This window comes from Streptomyces sp. NPDC046716 (genome assembly GCF_040645755.1).
Lineage (GTDB): Bacteria > Actinomycetota > Actinomycetes > Streptomycetales > Streptomycetaceae > Streptomyces.
Genome location: NZ_JBEYYU010000072.1, coordinates 21,023 through 40,389, shown reverse-complemented (window position 1 = coordinate 40,389; position 19,367 = coordinate 21,023). Strand labels below are relative to the sequence as shown.

Below are 19,367 nucleotides of genomic sequence, written 5' to 3'. Positions count from 1 at the left end.
AGGTACGTGCCGCCCGGCTTCACCGGCTTGAAGTCGGCGTCCAGTTCGTAGGCCAGCGGGATGCCCGTCGGGATGTTGAGGCCCGCGATGTCGGCTGTGTGTGTCACGGACCGCCGCGTGTCACACCCCGCCGCACCCGTCATCCGTCCGACTCCCCTTGCCCGGGATGCTGTTGGTGGGGGCAATGGTGTGCGCGACGGCTGGCCCGCCAACACTGTTGAATCGGGAGTCTGGGCACCTCCGCGGGCCGTTGCCATGCTTCTCACGTAGGCCGCGAGGGCCGAACACGCAGTGCCCCGCACCGTGTTCACCCGCCCACGCCGGCGGACCGGACGTCCGGGCACCGTCCAGCGCACGGACGACCCGTCCCACGCCCCCCGGCCCACGCCACCTTCCTCGTCACGCCCCTCACGACTCCAACGGGAGCATCAGTGAACCTGTCCATCTCCGGCACCTACTCCGTCGGCAAGACGATCACCAGCATGGCGATCGCCCACCTGACCGGGATCCCGCGCACCTCGGCTCCCACCATGCGCGAGCTGCTGCCCATCTCCCTCCCGGGGAAGACGCTCGAGGAGTGCAACGGCGCCGAGCTGATCATGCTGATCACCCGCCGGATCCAGGGCCGCGCGGTCGCCGAGAGCCACCTGCCGAACGGCTACATCTCCGACGGCTCGGCCCTGCACGAGTGGTCGTACGCCAACGTCCGGGTCAAGGTCGGCATCAACCCGAACGAGTCCGTGGACCTCGACAACGTCGAGATGCCGGACGACGTCCGCTTCTACGCCGAGGTCATGAAGCAGATCGCGATACCGGCGAAGCAGCACACCAAGAGCAACTACGACGCCTTCGTCCACCTGCCCATCGAGTTCCCGATCGTCGAGGACGGGCACCGCCCGGTGAACGAGCGCTTCCGCCAGCTCGCCGAGCAGCTGCTCCTGGAGACCCTGGAAGAGCTGGAGATCCCGGTCCACATCGTCGGCGGCACGATCCCCGAGCGGCTGGCGCGGATCGTCGAGATCTTCGGCTTCCCGCAGGTGATGACCGTCGAGCAGGCCATCGCCCGGGCCGAGGAGGAGTACGCGCAGCTCGACACCCGCAACGAGCTGGAGCGCATGGCCGACGCCGCCTGACGCCCACCCCCCCCGGCCACGACTTCGACTTCGGATTCAGCTTCGACCTACGAGAGGTACCCACATGCGCATCGCTTTCGTCGGCGCGTACGGCAACGGCAAGACGACGCTCACCACCGAACTGTCCAAGAAGCTCGGCCTCGATCGCTCCCACGGCAGCGCCATGCGCGACCCCGCCGGCGGCACGCCCAAGGCGCTGGAGGAGACGAACGAGCCCGAGCTGGTCCAGCTCGCCGTCCGCCGCTTCACCGAGCGGGCCGTCGAGGAGGCCGCCCACCCCGAGGGCTTCCTGTCGGACGGTTCCGTGCTGCACGAGTGGGTGTACAGCAAGGTCCGCCTGGCCGTCGGCCGCTTCCCCGAGCCGACCGACACCCTGGCCGACGCGGTCCGCGAACCGCGCACCCGGCTGTTCGAGGAGGTCGTGGACCAGCTGGGCCTGCTCGCCAAGGAGCACGCCCGCACCGGCTACGACGTGTTCGTCCACTGCCCCGTCGAGTTCCCGCTGCCGCAGGGCGTCGACCCGATCAGCGAGAGCTTCCGCACGCTGTCGGACGAGCTGATGCTCGACATCCTCAAGACGCTCGACATCCCCGTGCACATCGTGACCGGAACCTTCGAGGAGCGGCTGGACAAGATCCTCGCCATCCCCGGTGTGTCCGGCTCCGCCTGACGCTCCACGATCCCGTACCGCCCTGATCGCCCCCGCCAAGCCGAGGAGACACCTTGCACACCGGAATCGGAGCGTTCCTCTCACCGCTGCACGCGCCCGGCCAGGACCCGCACCTGACCATCCGCCGCGATCTGCAACTGGTGGAGCACCTCGATGAGTTGAACTACGACGAGTGCTGGTTCGGCGAGCACCACTCCCTCGCCTGGCCGACGATCGGCGCGCCGGAGACCTTCATCGCGGCCGCCGCCGAGCGGACCCGCCAGATCAAGCTGGCCAACGGCGTCGTCCCGCTGCCCTTCCACCACCCGTACAACGTCGCGAGCCGGGCGATCATGCTCGACCACCTGTCGCGCGGCCGCTACATCCTCGGTGTGGGACCGGGGGCGACGCCCAACGACGCCCACCAGTTCGGTGTCGATCAGGACGAGCTCAAGCGGATGGCCAGTGAGGCGATCCCCGCGGTCCGCGAGCTGGTGAACGGCGAGGAGCGGGTCAGCGCCAAGAGCGACTGGTTCGTGCTGCAGGACGCCAAGATGCAGCTGCCCCGCTACAGCAAGCCGGGCATCGAGATGGCGATCTCCAGCATCGGGTCGGCCAACAGCCCAAAGGTCGCGGGCCAGTTCGGCCTGAGCCTGGTCTCGTGGGGCGCGCCCCCGCCCGGCGCGCCGGCCGTCGACCTCGCGCAGCAGTGGCGCTACGCGGAGGAGTCGGCCGAGGAGCACGGCAACACGATGGACCGCGCCAAGTGGCGCGTGGTGGCTCCGCTGTACATCGCCGAGACCCGCGAGGAGGCCTACCGCGACGCCCGCGAGGGCTTCTCCACGTGGCTCTGGGACTACTGGGGCAAGGCCGCGGGGTTCGACGTCGCCACGAGCATGGAGGGGGTCAAGCGCTCCCAGGAGCTCGAGGCGGGCGTGGAGCAGGGCCTGGCGATCGTGGGTTCCGTCGACGACGCGGCGGCCGCCATCCAGCGCCTCCAGGAGGAGACGGGCGGCTTCGGCACGTTCCTCGTCTACGCCATGAACTGGGCCTCGTTCGAGAAGACGAAGCGGAGCTACGAGCTCCTCGCCGAGCAGGTGGCGCCCCACTTCTCGGGCAGCACCGCACGGGGCGACGAGTCGATCCGGTGGAGCGTCGACAACCGGCACGTCTTCCCGCACACGCAGGCCAGGCGTGAGCGGGCCGAACGCGAGGGACGGTCCATCCACTCCTAGACCGCGCACCGGTCACCGGCCCGGGCGGGATCCCCGCCCGGGCCGGAGCCACGAGGGCCTGTCGCGCACGTGCCGGTCAGGCCGTGGCCGTGGCACCGCCGTCGACCGGTACGGCGGCACCCGTGACGAAGGAGGACTGGTCGCTGCAGAGCCAGGCGGCGGCTCGGGCGATCTCGACCGGGTCCGCCATTCTGTGCTGCACCGACTCCGCCATGAAGTCGCCCTCCAGGCTCGGGTGTTCCGTGATGACCTGCTGCATCATCTCGGTCCTTGTGGCCCCGACGACCAGCGCGTTGACCCGCACCCCCTGTCGTCCGTAGTCGGCCGCCGCGGCCTTGGTCATGCCGATGACCGCGTGCTTGGCGGCGACGTACGCGGCGGAGGCGCCGGTGGCGGCCACACCGGCGACGCTGGAGGTGTTGACCACCGCGCCACCGCCGCCCGCCAGCATCGCCGGGATCTGCCGCACGAGACAGTTCCAGACGCCGCGCACGTTCACGTCCATCGTGCGGTCGTAGACGTCGGCGCCGATCTCGTGCAGCGGGACGCCGGCCGTGGCGAAGCCCGCGTTGTTGAACGCCGCGTCGAGCCTGCCGAACTCCTCCACCGCCTCGCGCACCGCGCGTTCCACGTCCTCCTCGCGGCAGACGTCCCCGGTCACGTCCAGCGCCCGGCCGCCGTCCGCGCGGATCCGCCCGGCCAGTTCGGCCAGCCGGTCCTTGCGGCGTGCCATCAGTACGACGGACGCTCCCTGAGCGGCGAACAGTTCGGCCGCCGCGGCGCCTATGCCGCTGGAAGCGCCCGTGATCATCACGACCTTGCCGTTCAGCATTCAGTTCCCCCAGAGCGTGCCGGTGGTCGCCTCTTCGTCGACGGTGCGCAGCAGGTCCTCGTCGATGTCGTCCAGGGACCGGATCAGGTGACGCACACCGGCCTCCTTCATCAGGTGCGCCTGGAAACTGTGCTCGAACGACGTGGGGAACCCTATGAACGGGAAGCCGTCCGCGCGCGCGGCCTCCGCCACCCGCGCCACGTCGTCCACGAACAGGGCCTGGTCGTGCCCGAGCGAGAAGACGTCGGTGGCGATCTCCCGGAGTCCGGGACGGATGGCATCGGTGCAGACGTATCCCGGCCCGTCGAACAGGGCGGCGTGCTCACCGAGGAACCGGTCGAAGTGGCTCTTGTCCAGGCCTCCGTAACAGACGGTCAGCAGCCCTTTCGCACGCAGCCGCGTCAGCAGTTCGACGGCCCCGGGCTGGACGGTGACCGGATGCTCCCGCAGGTACTCCTCCCGTTCCCGGAAGTACGCGGCCAGAGCCTGCGGGCCGGTCAGCCCGCCTCCCAGGACCGCTGCCATCCGCTCCCCCGCGATCTTCTGGGGCTGGGAGAAGACGGTGCGCTCCACGTCGGCCGTGTAGGCGGCACCGTGGCCGGTGATGTAGCGGTGGATGACAGGACTGAAGGTGTCGTTGAGCAGAACACCGTCAATGTTCAACGCCACCAGGCGCAAGCGGGCAAAACCAAGCGCGTTCGTCATTCACGCCTCTCTCGACGGAAGCCCACGCGACGACGCCCCGAACCCCGGGACGCACAGGGGGCACACCCAACAATCAGAACGTTCTTTATGTTATGGAGTCCCAGCCATGCGTGTCTACAGCTCCCCACCGCTCGAGCGCGCACAGCGGGGTGCCCCCACACAGGGACCCACGTCCTGACGTCCGGCTTACGCAGGAACGACCAACTGCTGCCTGCGGCCTCGGAACCGATGGCCCTCTGGGCAGCACGACGGGCCGCCTCAGCCCAGGGGCCTGGAAGCTGTCAGGTATCCGTGTTTCAAGGGGTGGGACCAGGGTTTCCCCGGTCGATGCTGAACACCACGCTGCTGCCGGTCTGCAACGGCGTGGTGAAAATGGCGTGGGCGGCGACCTGGCCGAATGAGTTCGGATAGGTCTGCCCATGGTGTGCCATGCCACCTGATCCTAGGCGGCTGAGCCCCGACACCTGTGTGTTGATGATCTGAGCATGGATTGACTCTCCGACGGTGAGACGGTACTCGGCGTCCAGAACCGGGCGGAACACATAGGCCTGAACTCGAATCTCCCGATCAACTCCCAAGTATTTCTTCGCGGTGACGCTGAACTCCACCGAATGGAATCCGTGGTGGCGGCGTGGTTCAGAGACGGGATAGCGGTATTCAACGGCGCGGGAGCCGTGCAGTGTGGTCGGGCGGGGACCCGGCGCGTTGAGTAGCTGGCCGTCCACGCGGACGTGCCCAATGCGGAAGCAGTCAGGATCGTCGGGGGTGAGTCCTTCGTCGACCTGCCAGCGGAAGACATACCGATCATCTCCGGCGAGACGGGTGAAGGACTCGTCCGTCAGGGACGAGACGCAGATGAAGCGAATTTCGCGCGGCAACTCATGAACCTGATATGAGACGCGCATGGCCTGCACAGCGTAGCCATCCGCTTCTGGCGCGTCGAGATGGCAGTCCCACCGGTATCGGGCGAGCGCGCCGGCGAAGAGATTCTCCCGGATCGGTTCGAGGACTTCCCTGAGCGCGTCATCGATGGCCTGGTCCACCTGCAAAGTCGTGTCCCGGACCGTGATCTGGCCGAAGATGAAACTCACCAGAGCTGCTGAGACCAGGGTGCTGCCCACCACCTCCAGAGTCTTGACCAGAACGTCCTCGTGCGCACGATTGACCGACAGGACGAGCGCGATCGCCCCCATGACGAAGACCAGCAGGTTGTAGGTGCGCACCGTGCGTCGCACCTCGGTGATGAGGCGTCGTTGGTCGCTCATCCGATGCCGCCGGCCGGCTAGACGGCTTCACCGAGGCGCCGCCAGACGCCCGCGATGCAGTCGCCGATTTCGATGCCGACCAGTGCCGTGTCCGGCTGCTCCTGGGTGAGAAAGACGGCAACCAAATCGGTGTCGCGGCCGAAAAGAACGCCCGCATCGTGCGCAAGCCCACGGAGGCTGCCAGTTTTGTGCGCCACATGCAGTTCATCGGGTAAGCGCAACGGCAGGCGGAAATTGCGCATGCTGTTGCGCATGGCATGGACCATGCTGTGCAGGCCCTTCCGCTCGGCCACATGGCGGAGGATGATAGCCATGTCACTGGCCGTCGTGACGCTGTCCCGGGCGGGCGCGCCCAGTTCGGCGTCGGTAAAACCTACGCGCATCTGCGTGTGCGTCGCCCCGATCCGGTGAGCGGTACGGGTCACCGCGGCCATGCCCACCAGCTCCGTCAGATACGCAGCGATCGGATTGTCACTGGTGGACAGCATGAGCGAGCACAATTCGCGCAGGGTGAACTGGTGATTCGCCGTGAAGATATCGAGCAGGGACGGATAGTCAGTCGATCCGATGTGCGCCCGCCTGACGGGCCGTTCGGCGTCAAGCTGTTCGAGTGCCGTGATGGCCAGGGGAACTTTCATCAAGCTGGCCGCCGGGAATTCCACGTCGGCATTGCGGTCTACCCGAAAGTCGCCGCCGCGCAGGGACCTCAGGACGACAGCCCGTCCGGGATCCTCGCGCACGAAAAGATCGACTGGATGTGCTGCGTCCATACCCGCCCCCGAGTAGCCCCGTCGAAGATTCAAGAATAGAGCGAACCTGAGTAGGACGTCCACGTACTGTGCCGCCCTCCCCTTAGACGCCACCTCGGTTGGCGTGACCTTGCGGCAGCCTGAGGTGACGACTGCTGCGCTTCCCGCCGGAGGACCTGTGGACCTCATTTCAGCGGGCGGTGCCGACCACACCGGTTCGCCCTCGGTTCGGAGGCCATCGGGACGCCCGGGAGTGGCCCGAACTCCATCGCCTGGTCACGGACGACGTCGGTCCTCGGGACGCGGAACGCACGGTCGTCGAGGTGAGCCGGGCCGGCCCGCGACGACGCAGGCATCCTCCACCTGTATCGCACGAACAACAGGATCGGCCCATCGGTGGCTCGCGCTGAGTGCCGGTGACGAGCCCGCCCCAGGCAGTCGTTTTCACATCGTCTCAGGGAGGAGCACTGGCACCGAAGGCGAGCAACATGTTGTCGTACTCTGCGGCAGCGTCCACCTCCACCGACTGCTGGAAACCGGGGCAGAGAGCGGCGTCGTCATCGGCAAGACGGTGCACCGCGCCTCACCGGACGAAACGCGGAGGGGCAGTGGGGAAGCGGCGACGAGATCGACGATCCCAAGGACATCACCATCCGCACCTGGTGCACCGGCACGCTTGCACAAGAAGGCAGCACGAGATCGAGGATCTTCAGCGTCGCCGAACTCATCGCCTACTGCTCACGTTGGTTCACCCCGGCACCCGGCGATGTCATCCTCCTCGGCGCACCGTCCAGATCGAGATCGCCGGTCTCGGACGGCTGCGTAGTCCCTGTTCGGGCCACGCTGACACGGCACTTCATCCGACCGATCCATCCGGCTGCCCCGGGACAATCCCCATCGCTCGGTCACCCCGCCTTCGCGTAGCGGCTGGCGGGGCGCGGCAGGCGCAGGTGGCCGCGGAGAGTGGCCCTGTCCTACGCGGTGCGGAAGGCACCGCGGCGCCGAGGCTCGGGTACCAGGCCGCGGGTGACCGCCGTGAGAACGTGCGGCAGGACGGCCTCACGGAGCCGGAAGCCGTCCAGTCCGGCGGCGCGCCAATCGCGCAGCAGGTCGGCCAGTTCGCCCGGGGTCCCGGTGAATATCTCGGCGTCGGAGCGGAGTTCGGCCCCGCCCCGCTCGTCGAGGAGGACGAGGAGGTCGGCGAAGCTCTGCAGCGGGCTCTCGGCGGGGTCGCGGGAACTGCCGGATCGTCGCGTCCTCGTGGGCGAGGATCGCCGCCACGCCCGCCCGATCGTGCGGGGTGACGGTGACGACGTCGGAGGCGGCGACGGCGAACTCGTACGGCGTGGAGGCGTGGGCGAGGCTGATCACGGGCGGCTGGCCCTGGGGGCTGCGCGGGGTGATCGACAGGCCCTTGACGCTGAAGTACCGGCCCTGGAAGTCGATGTGATGGACCTTGTCGCGGTCGAGGAAGCGGCCGGTCGGCGCGTCACGTATCTCGGCGTCGTCCCCAGCTGTCCCAGAGCCGCCGCACCGCCTCCACCACGCCGGTGGCGTCGGCGAACAGGTCGCGCAGCCGCGCGGCGATCCGCTCCGGGTCGGTGACGTCCTCGTCGGTGAGCCGAGGCCTGATACGGCGGCAGAGGTCGGCATCGGCCGCGCGGGACGCGGTCTGCGGGCGCCGGCTGGCCCGGCCCCGGCCGGCGTGGTCGAGGGTGGCGATGCCGATGGTCAGGTGGAAGGGCTCGGTGTGGGTGGCGTTCGCGGTCGGGACCAACCCGATGCGCGGGGATGGAACGCCGGCGGTGGTCCGCCGAGCGTGCACGCGCCCGCCGTCCGCCGCACAGTCCCGCCGGTCTCACTTCACGAGGTGTTCATTCCGGTCAAAGCGGCTCCCGGACGGTCGCAGCAGCTTGCTAGCCGTCGGTCGCCTTCGGGGGTCAGGGGGCCGGTGGCGCTCCCTCCGTCGGAGCCACCGGCCGGTGCGCCGGGAACCCCGCGCTGCGGGCGTGCAGGACGACCGCGATCACCGGCAGGAGGAGCAGCAGCACCGTCCAGGGGAACGACTGGCTGCCCAGCGCGTCCAGCAGGATGCCGCCGAGGATGCCGCCGCCGGCCATGGCGACGTTCCAGAGGGTGACGAGCATGGCCTGGGCCGAGTCGGCGTGGTCGCCGCCGGCGTCGCCCACGGCCGTCTGGAGCAGCGTCGGCACACCGCCCCAGCCCAGGCCCCACAGGACCACCGCGACGTAGACGAGGGCGGTGCTGTCGGACAGGGCGGCCAGCATCGCGGCCGCAACGGCGACGAGCACGGCGCCGCCGACGGTCAGTCCGCGCAGTCGGCGGTTGATCTGCGCGCCGACGATCCAGATGCTCGCCAGCGAGGCCCCGCCGAAGGCGAGCAGCACCAGGCCCGTGCTGCCGCCCAGGCCGATGTCGTCGAGGTAGGTGGCGATGTACGCGTACAGGATGGTGTGGGCGAGGACGAAGACGAGCGTGACGAAGAGGACCGGGGTGACGCCGGGGACGCGCAGGACGGGCAGCAGCCGGGACCGTTCGGCGCGCGCCTGTCCGGGGAAGTCCGGTACGGCCGCCACGATCCACCCGAGCAGGACGACCGTGAGCGCCGTCATGGACAGGAACGCCGTACGCCAGCCGAGCCAGTCGCCGAGGAAGGTGCCGGCGGGTACGCCCAGGGAGAGGGCGACGGGGATGCCCGCCATGGCGATGGCCATGGCCTTGCCCTGGAGGTGCACGGGGGCCAGGCGCCGCGCGTAGCCGGCGAGCAGGGCCCAGGCCAGGCCCGCCGCGACTCCGGCGACGAACCGCGCCACCATGGTCAGCCCGTAGACGGACGACACGGCCGTCACGGTGTTGGCGACGGCGAAGCCGCCCACGGCGGCGAGCAGCAGCTTCTTGCGCCGCCGGCTTGAGGTGGCGGCGGTGAGCGGGAGCGCGGTCAGGGCGGTGCCCAGGGCGTAGACGGTGACGGTCTGGCCGATGGCGGACTCGCTCACCCCGATGTCCCGGCTCATCGCGGGCAGCAGTCCGGCCGGCAGGGTCTCGGTGAGGCTGGTGATGAAGACGGCGGTGGCGAGGGCCAGCAGGGCGGACAGCGGGAGTTTCGGCCCGCCCGCCCCGCTCTCGTCGGCCGGTGCCGCCGCCGGGTCGGGTGCCGTGTCCGATGCGGTGCTCATGGGATGTGCTCCAGGTCTTCCGGATGCCGGAGGTGGGGCCTCGGTGCGGAGGCGGGGACGGGTGGCGGCGCCGATGGGCGTCCGGACGGTGGTGGGCGGTTCGCGGGGCGGCCGGGCCACCGTCGACGTGGCGGCGGGCGCCCGTGGTGAAGGTGGCGGCGGTGGCGAGACAGTGCGCGGCGCGGGCGACCTCCTCGGCGCCGCCGAGACGGCCCGTCGGGGGCAGCGGTGCGGCGCCCGGCGTCGACGCGGGGTGCCCGTCCTCGCCGGTGCGTGGGTGCCGCCCACGGAGCGACTCTGCGTCCGGGCGCTTCGGGGAACCTTCGGAAAACCTTCGGGCCGGTCACTCCGGGGGCATCGTGGTGTCAGCGGCCGGTTGCCCGGCGGGTACGGTGGCGCCCATGCGGTTTGGGGTGCTCGGGCCACTGGTGGTGTGGGACGGCGAGGGGCGGGAGATCAAGGTCCCCGAAGCCAAGGTCCGGGCGCTGCTCGCGGACCTGCTCGCGCACGACGGGGCACCGGTCTCCGCCGACCGGCTCATCGACGACCTGTGGGGCGACGCGCCTCCCGGCCGCCCTGCGGGCGCTCTCCAGGCCAAGGTCTCCCAACTGCGCCGGGTTCTCGGCCGGGAGCGGGTGCTGCGGCAGCCTCCGGGCTACCGGCTGCGGCTCGACGGCGGCGACGAGGTGGACGCCGCACGGTTCCACTCCCTGCTGACGCGGGCCCACGGTGTCGGGGATCCCCGCGCCCGGGCCGCGCTGCTCACCGAGGCGCTGGAGCTGTGGCGGGGGCCCGCGTACGCCGACTTCGCCGACGAGTCGTTCGTACGGGGTCCCGCGCAGCGCCTCACGGAGCACCGGTTGTCGGCGCTGGAGGCGCAGGCCGAGGCCCGTCTGGAGGCGGGCGAGCAGACGCTCCTCGCCGGTGAACTCGCCGATCCGGTCGCCCGGTATCCGCTGCGGGAACGGCTGCGGGCACTCCAGATGCGGGCCCTGTACGCGGCGGGCCGCCAGAGCGAGGCCCTCGCGTCCTACGCCGACCTGCGCACCCGCCTCGCCGACGAACTGGGCGTCGACCCGAGCCCCGAACTCGCCGCCCTGCACGGCGCGATACTCCGCCAGGACACACGGCTGAGCGCGGGGACGGGCACTTCCGGCGCGGCAGGTACGGCGGGGGCCGCTGGGGCGGCGGAGGTCGCGGAGGCTCAGGGCGCGGCGGGTGCCGCGGGCCCGGCCGGGACGGTGAGGCCGTCGGAGGGAGCTGGCGCCACGGAAGTCGCCCGGACCTCCGGGGCTGGCGGGGCCCTCAATTCGGCCGGGGCTCGGGCGGACACCGGCGTCACGGAGGGGGCGGGCTCGGCGGGCGCGGACAGAGCCGCCCGCGCTGTCCAGGAGCCCAACGCCGCGGATGCCGAGGTCGTGGGAGCCGCACCTGCCATCGGCCCCGCCGCACCCTCCCCTCTCCCTGCCTCCCTCACCCCCCTCATCGGCCGCCGCGACGCCCTCGCCCGTCTCTCCCTGGCGTTGGGGGGTTCACGACTGGTGACGCTCACCGGCCCCGGCGGCGTCGGCAAGACCCGGCTGGCCGTGGCGGCGGCCGCCGCCGAGCGGGACGGCGCCGCCCGGTCCGGCCGACCGGCGGACTCCGTATGGCTCGTGGAGTTCTCCGGCATCGGCGCGGGCACCGCCGCCGATCTGGCCCAGGTCGTCGCCACCACCCTGGGCATCCGGGACGACGGCCCCACTCCGCTGCCCGGCACCGGCAGCGCCACCCCGTCGCTGCCGCACCGCCTCGCCGCCGTGCTGCGGGACCGCCGTACCCTGCTCGTCCTGGACAACTGCGAGCACGTGGTCGACGCCGCCGCCGAACTCGCCGAGCTCCTCCTGCGCACCGCCCCCGGCCTGCGGGTCCTGGCCACCGGGCAGGAGCCGCTCGGGCTGCCGGGCGAGACGGTGTTCCTCGTGGAGCCGCTGTCGCCCGACGACGCCGTGCGGCTGTTCATGGAGCGGGCGGCATCGGCGGCCCCCGGCTTCCCGCGCTCCCTCGATGCCCTGGACGAGCCCGGCCGGCAGGCCGTCGCCGAGATCTGCCGTCGCCTCGACGGCATCCCGCTCGCCCTGGAACTCGCCGCGACTCGCGTACGGGCCCTGGGCGTACGGGAGTTGGCGGCACGACTGCACGACCGTTTCCGGGTGCTGACGTTCGGGCGGCGCGGCGCCCCCGCCCGCCAGCAGACGCTGCGGGCGATGATCGACTGGAGCTGGGAGTTGCTCGGCGCGCCCGAGCGCATCGTGCTGCGCCGCCTGGCCGCGCACCGCGACGGCTGCGACCTGGAGGCGGCCGAGGCGGTCTGCGCGGGGGACGGCGTGGGCCGGGAGGAGATACCGGACCTGGTCACCCGGCTGGTCGACCGGTCCCTGGTGGTCGTGGTGGACGGTCCGGCCGGGCCCCGCTACCGGCTGCTGGAATCCGTCGCCGCGTACGCCGCCGAGCGGCTGCAGGAGACGGAGGACCTCACCGCCGTACGGGACCGGCATCTGCGCCACTACCGGAACCTGGCCGAGCGGGCGGAGCCGCGGTTGCGCGGCGCCGGGCAGCGGTCGTGGCTCGCCCGGCTGGACGCCGAAGCGGGCAACCTCCGGGCGGCGCTGGACGAGGCGGTGCGTCGCGCGGAGGCGGGCGAGCCCGGGGATGCGGTCCGGCTGGCCACCGCCCTGGCCTGGTGGTGGCTGCTGCGGGGCAGGCTCACCGAGGCCCGCCGGAGCCTGGGCTCGATACCGGCGGCATCTCCCGGCGTACCCGGGTACGCCGAACTCGGCCTGCTGCGCTCCGCGTTCGCGCTGCTGACCGGAGACCGCGGGACAGTCGACGCCACGGCGCCGACGGGCGGCCGGTTCGCCGTTGACGGCGAGGCCGTCCCCGACACGGTGCGCCGGGCCCGCGCGCTGTGGCTGTGCGCGTACGGCCTGTTCAGCGCGGGCGACGCGGGCGCGGCCGAGGAGCTGAACGACCACGCCCTGGCGCTGTTCACCGCCGCTCGGGACGAGTGGGGCACCGCCGCGACACTCGGGCTGCGTGCGACGCTGGCGCTGGTCCGGGGCGACCTCGCCGGACTGGGGCGCGACGGTTCGCGCAGCGCCCGGATCTTCCACGAACTGGGCGACCAGTGGGGCGAGTTGCAGACCGTCTCGCCGCTCGCCGCGCTCGCCGAGATCAAGGGCGCCTACGCGGAGGCCGAGCGGCGTCAGCACGAAGGGCTGCGGATGGCGCGGGAGTTGGGCCTGGAGGCCGAGGTGTCCGCCCGGCTGTCGGGGCTCGGCCGTCTGGCGCTGCTCGCGGGCGCCTGGGACCGCGCCCGCGATCTGCACGAGCAGGCGCGCCGGATCGCCGTCGAGCAGGGGTACAAGTACGGGGAGATCCACGCCGAGATGGGCCTCGCGCTGGGCGCGCGCCGCTCCGGGGACCTCGACGGGGCCGAGGCACGTCTGCTGCGCATCCGCGACGGCCACGCCGAGGTGTCGTCGCGGGCGGGTGATCACCTCCTCCTGGCCGAGCTGGGCTTCGTCGCCGAACTGCGGGCCGACGCCCACGCCGCCGCGGCGCACCACGAGGAAGGACTGCGGATCGCCCGCGTGCTCGCCGAGCCCCGCGCCCTGGCGCTGTCGCTGGAGGGCCTCGCGGGCGCGGCGGCCCTTTCCCGCACGGCTACGGGCGCGTCCGGGGCGGCTCTCCTGCTGGGCGCGGCCGCCGCCGCGCGCGGCCGGGCCGGGGCGCCGCTGCCGCCCGCCGAACGCGCGGACGTCGACCGGATCACGGCCGCGGCCCGCACCACGCTCGGCGCGTCCGCGTTCACCGAGGCGTACGCGCGCGGCACGACGCTCTCACCGGACCAGGCCGTCCTGCACGCCCGCCCGGGCGACTCGCGCCGATCGGACGAAATCACTCCTCGGCCGTGCGTTTCCTGAGGCGACGGCACCCCGCGCGCCGGCCGAACCGGCGGCCGCAGCTCGCTTCCGCCACCTGTCGCACCCTCGCGGTGCCACACCGCGCGAGCCTCGGCGGGTGCTCGAAACAACTACAAGACCGATACTGGCGAGGGAGCGGCAGACACCGACCGGCACCAGCTGAGACAGCGTCAGCGAACTCGGCCTCAGGTCGGCATCTGCCCCGCCCCACCACTCCGTCGACCGACAGGGACCGCCACGATCCAGAACTAGTCACACCCAATCCGACCAGGCAACATGCAGGACAGGGAACTGTCTGCCAACGTCACTCGGAGGAACCAGTGAAGATGTTGATCAACGTGGCCGAGACCGTCGTCGACGATGCCTTGCGCGGAATGGCCTCGGCCCATCCCGATCTGGTCGTCGACGTCGACAACCGGGTGATCCTGCGCCGGGACGCGCCGGTCGCCGGGCAGGTGGCGCTGGTGTCCGGTGGGGGTTCGGGGCACGAGCCGCTGCACGGCGGGTTCGTCGGGCCCGGGATGCTGTCGGCGGCCTGTCCGGGTGAGGTGTTCACCTCGCCGGTGCCGGACCAGATGGTGCGGGCGGCGGCCGCCGTGGACAGTGGCGCCGGGGTGCTGTTCATCGTGAAGAACTACACCGGCGACGTGCTCAACTTCGACATGGCCGCCGAGCTCGCCGAGGACGAGGGCATCCAGATCGCCAAGGTCCTGGTGAACGACGACGTCGCGGTGACCGACAGCCTGTACACCGCCGGACGGCGCGGCACCGGGGCCACCCTGTTCGTGGAGAAGATCGCGGGCGCCGCCGCCGAGGAGGGGCAGCCGCTGGAGCGGGTCGAGGCGGTGGCGCGGCTGGTCAATGAGCGGTCGCGGAGCTTCGGGGTCGCGCTCGGCGCGTGCAGCACCCCCGCCAAGGGTGCGCCCACCTTCGATCTGCCGTCCGGCGAGCTGGAGTTGGGGATCGGCATCCACGGCGAGCCGGGGCGTGAGCGGCGCCCCATGATGACGTCCGGGGAGATCGCCGAGTTCGCGGTGAACGCCGTGCTGGAGGACCTGAACCCGAGCAGCCCGGTCCTGGTGCTCGTCAACGGCATGGGCGCCACCCCGCTGCTCGAGCTGTACGGGTTCAACGCCGAGGTGCAGCGGGTGCTCGGCGATCGCGGGGTGCCGGTCGCCCGCACCCTCGTCGGGAACTACGTCACCTCGCTCGACATGGCCGGCGCGTCCGTCACGCTCTGCGAGATGGACGAGGAGCTGCTGCGGCTGTGGGACGCGCCGGTCAGCACGGCGGGGCTGCGCTGGGGCAGGTGACAGCCCGGCCCGAGTTCGTCAACGCACCTACCAGGCAAGGAGACCAAGTGCTCGACGCCGACTTCTTCCGGCGCTGGATGTTCGCGACCGCGGTGGCCGTGGACCATGACGCGGCCCGGCTCACCGAACTCGACTCGGCGATCGGTGACGCCGACCACGGCAGCAATCTGCAGCGCGGTTTCGCCGCGGTCTCGCAGATCCTGGAGCAGGAGCCCCCGGACACGCCGGGCGGCGTGCTCACCCTCGCGGGGCGGCAGCTGATCTCCAAGGTGGGCGGCGCGTCCGGTCCGCTGTACGGGACGCTGCTGCGCCGCACCGGCAAGGCGCTCGGCGACGCCGCCGAGGTGAGCGAGGCCGATCTCGCGGCGGCGCTGCGGGCCGGAGTGGACGCGGTGGCGGCGCTCGGCGGAGCCGCGCCGGGCGACAAGACCATGCTCGACGCGCTGGTCCCGGCCGTGGACGCGCTGGACGGCGGAGACTTCGCGGCGGCCCGGGCCGCGGCCGGGCACGGGGCGGAGGCGACGACGCCCTTGCAGGCCCGCAAGGGCCGGGCCAGCTATCTGGGCCCGCGCAGCATCGGGCATCAGGATCCCGGTGCCACGTCGTCGGCGCTGCTGATCGGCGCGCTCGCCGACACGGCCGAAGGGGGCGCCGCGTGAACGCCCCGGACAAGGCCGTCGGCATCGTGCTCGTCTCGCACAGCCGGGAGGTCGCCGAGTCGGTGACCCGGCTCGCGGCGGGGCTCGCCGGTGGCGGCGCCCTCGCGCCGGTGGCCGCGGCGGGCGGCACCGAGGACGGCGGGCTCGGCACCAGCTCCGAGCTGATCTCGGCGGCCGCGGCGTCGGTCGACCGGGGCGCGGGCGTCGCCGTCCTGGTGGACCTCGGCAGCGCGGTGCTCACCGTGAAGTCCCTGCTCGCCGAGGGGGACGAACTCCCGGACGGGACACGGCTCGTGGACGCCCCGTTCGTGGAGGGCGCGGTCGCCGCCGTCGTCTCCGCGTCGGCCGGCGCCGATCTGGACGCGGTGGTGGCCGCGGCCTCCGAGGCGTACACGTACCGCAAGGAGTGAGGGAGGACGGCCCCTCAGGGGGCCGCCACCAGCTTTCCGGCCGCCGCCCGTCCCGCCGTCGCCGCCGCGCGACGGCTCTCGATGGGCCGGGCGGTCGTACCGGGGAAGAGGATGTACGTGACCTCGTCGGCGGTGCCGCCCCGCACCGGGTCGGGATTGATGCCGAGGCCGCGGGCGGCCGCGTAGGAGGCCTCGCCGATGAGGTCGGTCGGGCCGGTGTCGCCGACGACGGCGTACAGCACCTTGTCGCGGTGGACGAGCGCGGCGACCGTCCCGCCCCGGATGCCGGAGCGTGCCGGCTTCCAGATGCGGCTCGCGCCGGGGACGACCACGTAGGGAAGCCGTTCCGCGCTCAACTGCCGTCCGTCGGACTGCTGGTACGCCGTCGTGTTCAGGAACAGCGGATCGGTACGGCGGTTGCAGTGACGGCCGGGGCGGCCGTCGCAGTCGACGTCGAGATCGGCCTTCCAGTACACGGCGCCGCGCCGGCCGCACACCGGGATGTTCGCGCGGGCTCCGTCGTCGCTGCGGTAGCGGCCGCGCGAGATCTGCGGGCAGCCGCGCACGGCGGCGCGCAGCGCGGTGGCGCTCACGCCTCCCTCGCGGGTGGACGGCGCGGCCACGTCCGGTTCCTGACGGGTGTTCGGCTCGGCGGCCGCCGGGGGCAGCGCGGCCGGGGCGAGGAGAGCGGCGCCGCAGACGGCGGCGAGGGCCAGGGATCGAGGGTGCACGCGGAAGCCTTCGGTCGGGGACGGAGCACGAGACGGGAACGTCTGGGCCGGCCGGGACGACCGGGGGACATACCCGTCCAATGTGGGGTGGCCACGCGGCCGCGTCCACCGCTGGTGGGCCGGACGGGCACGCACCCCCTCTTGATGAGGACCCGTCACCCATGCCATACAGGTCTGAGGTCTGTACCAATTCGGCCCCGCCGAGCGGAAGGCATCCCGTGCGACGTGTCCCCCCACGCCCGCTGCTCCCCCGAGCGGCCTGCGCCACCGCCCTGTTGACGGTCCTCTCCGGCTGCGGGCTGCTGTCCTCCGGCGACGGCGCGGACGGCCCGGCCCTTTCGGAGCCGCTCGGCGTCACCGCGCAGGCGGGCAGCGCCACCTCCGTGCACGTCATGTGGAACCGGCCGACGAGCACCGCCGGCGTCGAGGGCTACGAGGTCTACCGGGGCAAGGTACGGGTGAAGCAGTTGCCCGCGACCCAGCAGATGGTCGACGTCACCGGGCTGCGGCCGAAGACGCGGTACGTGTTCACCGTGCGGGCCCGCGACAAGGACGGGGAGCCGGGCCCGGCGAGCCGCCGGGTCACCGTGACGACCCCGGCCGCCGTCGCCGCGGACCGTTCCGCGCCGTCCAGGCCGACCGGTCTGCGCGGGGAGGCGGACGGGGCGCGCTCGGTGTCGCTGTCGTGGCGGAAGGCGCACGACGACAAGGGCGTCGTCTCGTACGACGTCTACCAGGGCACGACGAAGATCCACAGCGTGCCGGGGACCCGGACCGAGGCCCTGCTGACGGGGATGCGGCCGGGCACCGCGTACACCTTCTCGGTGCGGGCGCGGGACGCCGCCGACAACACCTCCCCCGCGAGCGAGAAGGTGCGGCTGACGACCGCGCGGGGCGAGGACGAGGGGGCCGGCACCGCGCCCGCCGACTTCCGGGCGGCCCTGCGCCGCTCGGACGGCGCCTCGTACATCGATCTGACCTGGACAGCGCCGCGCACCGGCGGCGACGTGCCGGCGTACCAGGTGTACCTGGACGGGAAGCAGGCCACCACGGTCGTCTGGGGCGACAGCGCGCCCAAGGGAGCGGCGAAGTACAGCTTCTACACAGGTGACGGCGGCGACGCCCGGCACCGGGTGAAGATCCGGGCGCAGTTGCCGGACGGGACCTGGGGCGCGTTCTCGCCGGAGCGGACGGTGACCGGTCGTCAGTAGGCGCGGCTGGGCCGGACGACGGAACATGTCACCTGCCCGGCCCCGGTCCGCATGCGCCCGCGTCGGCCGGGACTTTGGCTGAGCGTCAGGCAGCACGGGCTTTGCCGACTCGGGCGGGGCACGGGACGTACCGCCTCCCGTGCCGCCGGAGGGCAGACAGCATGCGCATCACGTCGACCATCGCTCGCTCCGGACTCACCGTCGCGGCCGCGGCCGCGCTGCCGCTGGCGCTGGCCGCCCCCGCGGCGCACGCCTCGGGAGTCTCGGTCACCGCCGACGGTTCCACGGTGACGGCCACCACCACGGCCTGCACGAACGGCGGCAACGGTTCGCTCCTGGCCGCCGGCCAGGCCGACTTCGCCCAGGGCCGGCAGACGGCGCTCACCTCGGGGAGCGCCACCTGGACCGGCGTCGCCTCCGGTACCTACACGGTCGTGGTCGTCTGCGCGGACCACTCGACGGCGGGCACCCAGTCGGTGACCGTCTCGGCGAGCCCGACGATCTCGGCGACGTCCAGCCCGCTGGGCGGCGTCCGGGGCGGCCTCGGCGGGGCGTCCGAGGACTACGGCACGCTGACGTACGCCGCGGGCGGCACCCTGGTGGCCGCCGCCGTGGCCGGTGGCGTCTGGTACCTGCGGCGCCGCCGCGCCTGAGCCGATGCGGGAAGGCCGCCGCCCGGGGTCCGGGCGGCGGCCTTCGCGCGTTCAGTCCTCCGAGGCCTTCGGTTCCGGCGCTTCGAGTTCGCTCAGCGTGCGTTCGAGCCAGCGGACCCAGAACGTCTCCAGGTCGATGCCGGCCCGGAGCACCGCGTGCCGCAGCCGGTCCGCCTCGGAGTCCTTCTCCGGCGGGAAGTCCCGTCGGTCGATCTCCTCATAGGTGGCCAACTGCCGCCGGTGCAGGTCGAGATGGCGGTGGAGTTCGGCGTCGACACCGGACGTGCCGACGACCGCGGCGGAACGCAGGCGCAGCAGCAGGGGGTCCCGCATCGGCTTGGGGTCCTGGGGCGCCGCGGTCCAGCGCTCCAGTTCGGCCCGCCCGTCCGGCAGGACCTCGTACTCCTTCTTCTGGCCGCGCGCCGGTGCCTGGGCCGGCAGGGCGCGGATCAGCCCGTCGCGCTCCAGCTTGCCCAGCTCCCGGTAGATCTGCTGGTGCGTCGCCGACCAGAAGTAGCCGATGGACCGGTCGAACCTGCGGGTCAGTTCGAGGCCGGACGACGGCTTCTCCAGGAGGGCCGTGAGGATCGCGTGCGGCAGTGACATGGCGTAAGCCTAGAGCGGGTCTCTCGGGCGGAGGGGTGGTCACGCGGCCGGCGG

At 72.2% G+C, this 19,367-nt stretch carries 19 protein-coding genes and 1 pseudogene; 11 read left to right on the top strand and 9 right to left on the bottom strand.

Annotated features, from left to right (window positions below; genetic code table 11):
• Nucleotides 1–95, bottom strand: a pseudogene (locus tag ABZ930_RS35670) (phosphoglyceromutase); the annotation flags it as partial.
• Between the two features lie 336 nt (nucleotides 96–431).
• On the opposite strand from ABZ930_RS35670, the gene ABZ930_RS35665 reads away from it, so the two are divergent.
• The 3 genes from ABZ930_RS35665 (at nucleotide 432) to ABZ930_RS35655 (ending at nucleotide 3,017) form a co-directional block, all read left to right on the top strand.
• The gene (locus ABZ930_RS35665; RefSeq protein ID WP_361557665.1) at nucleotides 432–1,133 is read left to right on the top strand and encodes an AAA family ATPase; all 702 of its coding nucleotides are present in this window, start codon (nucleotides 432–434) and stop codon (nucleotides 1,131–1,133) included.
• 64 nt (nucleotides 1,134–1,197) lie between these two features.
• Nucleotides 1,198–1,803 carry an AAA family ATPase gene (locus tag ABZ930_RS35660; RefSeq protein ID WP_361557662.1) on the top strand — a complete coding sequence of 202 codons (606 nt, stop codon included), beginning with the start codon at nucleotides 1,198–1,200 and terminating at the stop codon, nucleotides 1,801–1,803.
• Nucleotides 1,804–1,856: 53 nt separating this feature from the next.
• On the top strand, nucleotides 1,857–3,017 hold the full coding sequence (locus ABZ930_RS35655) for an LLM class flavin-dependent oxidoreductase (protein ID WP_361557659.1): 1,161 nt from the start codon (nucleotides 1,857–1,859) through the stop codon (nucleotides 3,015–3,017).
• Nucleotides 3,018–3,093: 76 nt separating this feature from the next.
• Here the strand turns inward: ABZ930_RS35655 and ABZ930_RS35650 are convergent, their stop codons facing one another.
• From ABZ930_RS35650 to ABZ930_RS35635, 4 genes are all read right to left on the bottom strand, one after another.
• Nucleotides 3,094–3,849, bottom strand: coding sequence for a glucose 1-dehydrogenase (locus ABZ930_RS35650; protein WP_361557656.1), 756 nt, complete (start codon nucleotides 3,847–3,849; stop codon nucleotides 3,094–3,096).
• Complete coding sequence (locus tag ABZ930_RS35645) at nucleotides 3,850–4,518, bottom strand: HAD family phosphatase (protein ID WP_361557653.1); 669 nt, start codon at nucleotides 4,516–4,518, stop codon at nucleotides 3,850–3,852.
• Nucleotides 4,519–4,850: 332 nt separating this feature from the next.
• Nucleotides 4,851–5,777, bottom strand: coding sequence for a hypothetical protein (locus ABZ930_RS35640; RefSeq protein ID WP_361557650.1), 927 nt, complete (start codon nucleotides 5,775–5,777; stop codon nucleotides 4,851–4,853).
• A gap of 59 nt (nucleotides 5,778–5,836) precedes the next feature.
• Nucleotides 5,837–6,589, bottom strand: a complete 753-nt coding sequence (locus ABZ930_RS35635) for a serine hydrolase (protein ID WP_361557648.1) — start codon at nucleotides 6,587–6,589, stop codon at nucleotides 5,837–5,839.
• A gap of 480 nt (nucleotides 6,590–7,069) precedes the next feature.
• On the opposite strand from ABZ930_RS35635, the gene ABZ930_RS35630 reads away from it, so the two are divergent.
• Complete coding sequence (locus ABZ930_RS35630; protein ID WP_361557671.1) at nucleotides 7,070–7,492, top strand: fumarylacetoacetate hydrolase family protein; 423 nt, start codon at nucleotides 7,070–7,072, stop codon at nucleotides 7,490–7,492.
• A 382-nt stretch (nucleotides 7,493–7,874) separates the two neighbouring features.
• Nucleotides 7,875–8,018 (top strand): hypothetical protein, encoded by a 144-nt coding sequence (locus ABZ930_RS35625; protein WP_361557645.1) that lies wholly within the window; start codon nucleotides 7,875–7,877, stop codon nucleotides 8,016–8,018.
• A 39-nt stretch (nucleotides 8,019–8,057) separates the two neighbouring features.
• On the opposite strand, the gene ABZ930_RS35620 is transcribed toward ABZ930_RS35625, so the two are convergent.
• Complete coding sequence (locus ABZ930_RS35620) at nucleotides 8,058–8,345, bottom strand: hypothetical protein (protein WP_361557642.1); 288 nt, start codon at nucleotides 8,343–8,345, stop codon at nucleotides 8,058–8,060.
• Nucleotides 8,346–8,508: 163 nt separating this feature from the next.
• Nucleotides 8,509–9,765: an MFS transporter gene (locus tag ABZ930_RS35615; RefSeq protein ID WP_361557640.1), complete on the bottom strand. Its 1,257-nt coding sequence runs from the start codon at nucleotides 9,763–9,765 to the stop codon at nucleotides 8,509–8,511.
• A 401-nt stretch (nucleotides 9,766–10,166) separates the two neighbouring features.
• On the opposite strand from ABZ930_RS35615, the gene ABZ930_RS35610 reads away from it, so the two are divergent.
• The 4 genes from ABZ930_RS35610 (at nucleotide 10,167) to ABZ930_RS35595 (ending at nucleotide 16,112) form a co-directional block, all read left to right on the top strand.
• Nucleotides 10,167–13,730 (top strand): BTAD domain-containing putative transcriptional regulator, encoded by a 3,564-nt coding sequence (locus ABZ930_RS35610; protein WP_361557637.1) that lies wholly within the window; start codon nucleotides 10,167–10,169, stop codon nucleotides 13,728–13,730.
• A 320-nt stretch (nucleotides 13,731–14,050) separates the two neighbouring features.
• Nucleotides 14,051–15,043, top strand: a complete 993-nt coding sequence (gene dhaK, locus ABZ930_RS35605) for a dihydroxyacetone kinase subunit DhaK (RefSeq protein ID WP_361557634.1) — start codon at nucleotides 14,051–14,053, stop codon at nucleotides 15,041–15,043.
• A gap of 47 nt (nucleotides 15,044–15,090) precedes the next feature.
• Nucleotides 15,091–15,702, top strand: a complete 612-nt coding sequence (gene dhaL, locus ABZ930_RS35600; protein WP_361557631.1) for a dihydroxyacetone kinase subunit DhaL — start codon at nucleotides 15,091–15,093, stop codon at nucleotides 15,700–15,702.
• A complete protein-coding gene (locus tag ABZ930_RS35595; RefSeq protein ID WP_361557628.1) occupies nucleotides 15,699–16,112 on the top strand; it encodes a PTS fructose transporter subunit IIA in 414 nt (137 codons plus the stop codon). Before dhaL ends, ABZ930_RS35595 begins: the two co-directional genes overlap by 4 nt.
• A 14-nt stretch (nucleotides 16,113–16,126) precedes the next feature.
• Here the strand turns inward: ABZ930_RS35595 and ABZ930_RS35590 are convergent, their stop codons facing one another.
• Nucleotides 16,127–16,843, bottom strand: coding sequence for a glycoside hydrolase family 75 protein (locus ABZ930_RS35590; protein ID WP_361557625.1), 717 nt, complete (start codon nucleotides 16,841–16,843; stop codon nucleotides 16,127–16,129).
• Between the two features lie 218 nt (nucleotides 16,844–17,061).
• Here ABZ930_RS35590 and ABZ930_RS35585 point away from each other — a divergent pair, with 218 nt between their 5' ends.
• Together ABZ930_RS35585 and ABZ930_RS35580 are read left to right on the top strand one after the other, a co-directional pair.
• A complete protein-coding gene (locus ABZ930_RS35585; protein WP_361557622.1) occupies nucleotides 17,062–18,054 on the top strand; it encodes a fibronectin type III domain-containing protein in 993 nt (330 codons plus the stop codon).
• 161 nt (nucleotides 18,055–18,215) lie between these two features.
• Entirely contained in the window at nucleotides 18,216–18,707 is a 492-nt protein-coding gene (locus ABZ930_RS35580; RefSeq protein ID WP_361557619.1) for a hypothetical protein, read from the top strand.
• A gap of 51 nt (nucleotides 18,708–18,758) precedes the next feature.
• On the opposite strand, the gene ABZ930_RS35575 is transcribed toward ABZ930_RS35580, so the two are convergent.
• Nucleotides 18,759–19,313 (bottom strand): PadR family transcriptional regulator, encoded by a 555-nt coding sequence (locus ABZ930_RS35575; protein ID WP_361557616.1) that lies wholly within the window; start codon nucleotides 19,311–19,313, stop codon nucleotides 18,759–18,761.
• Between the last annotated feature and the right edge of the window lie 54 nt (nucleotides 19,314–19,367).

What these genes read in the sequence shown, in the direction of transcription:
- ABZ930_RS35660 (WP_361557662.1), top strand. Translation starts at nt 1,198, where the DNA reads ATGCGCATCGCTTTCGTCGGCGCGTACGGCAACGGCAAGACGACGCTC.
- ABZ930_RS35650 (WP_361557656.1), bottom strand. Translation starts at nt 3,849, where the DNA reads ATGCTGAACGGCAAGGTCGTGATGATCACGGGCGCTTCCAGCGGCATA.
- ABZ930_RS35635 (WP_361557648.1), bottom strand. Translation starts at nt 6,589, where the DNA reads ATGGACGCAGCACATCCAGTCGATCTTTTCGTGCGCGAGGATCCCGGA.
- ABZ930_RS35615 (WP_361557640.1), bottom strand. Translation starts at nt 9,765, where the DNA reads ATGAGCACCGCATCGGACACGGCACCCGACCCGGCGGCGGCACCGGCC.
- ABZ930_RS35610 (WP_361557637.1), top strand. Translation starts at nt 10,167, where the DNA reads ATGCGGTTTGGGGTGCTCGGGCCACTGGTGGTGTGGGACGGCGAGGGG.
- ABZ930_RS35580 (WP_361557619.1), top strand. Translation starts at nt 18,216, where the DNA reads ATGCGCATCACGTCGACCATCGCTCGCTCCGGACTCACCGTCGCGGCC.
- ABZ930_RS35575 (WP_361557616.1), bottom strand. Translation starts at nt 19,313, where the DNA reads ATGTCACTGCCGCACGCGATCCTCACGGCCCTCCTGGAGAAGCCGTCG.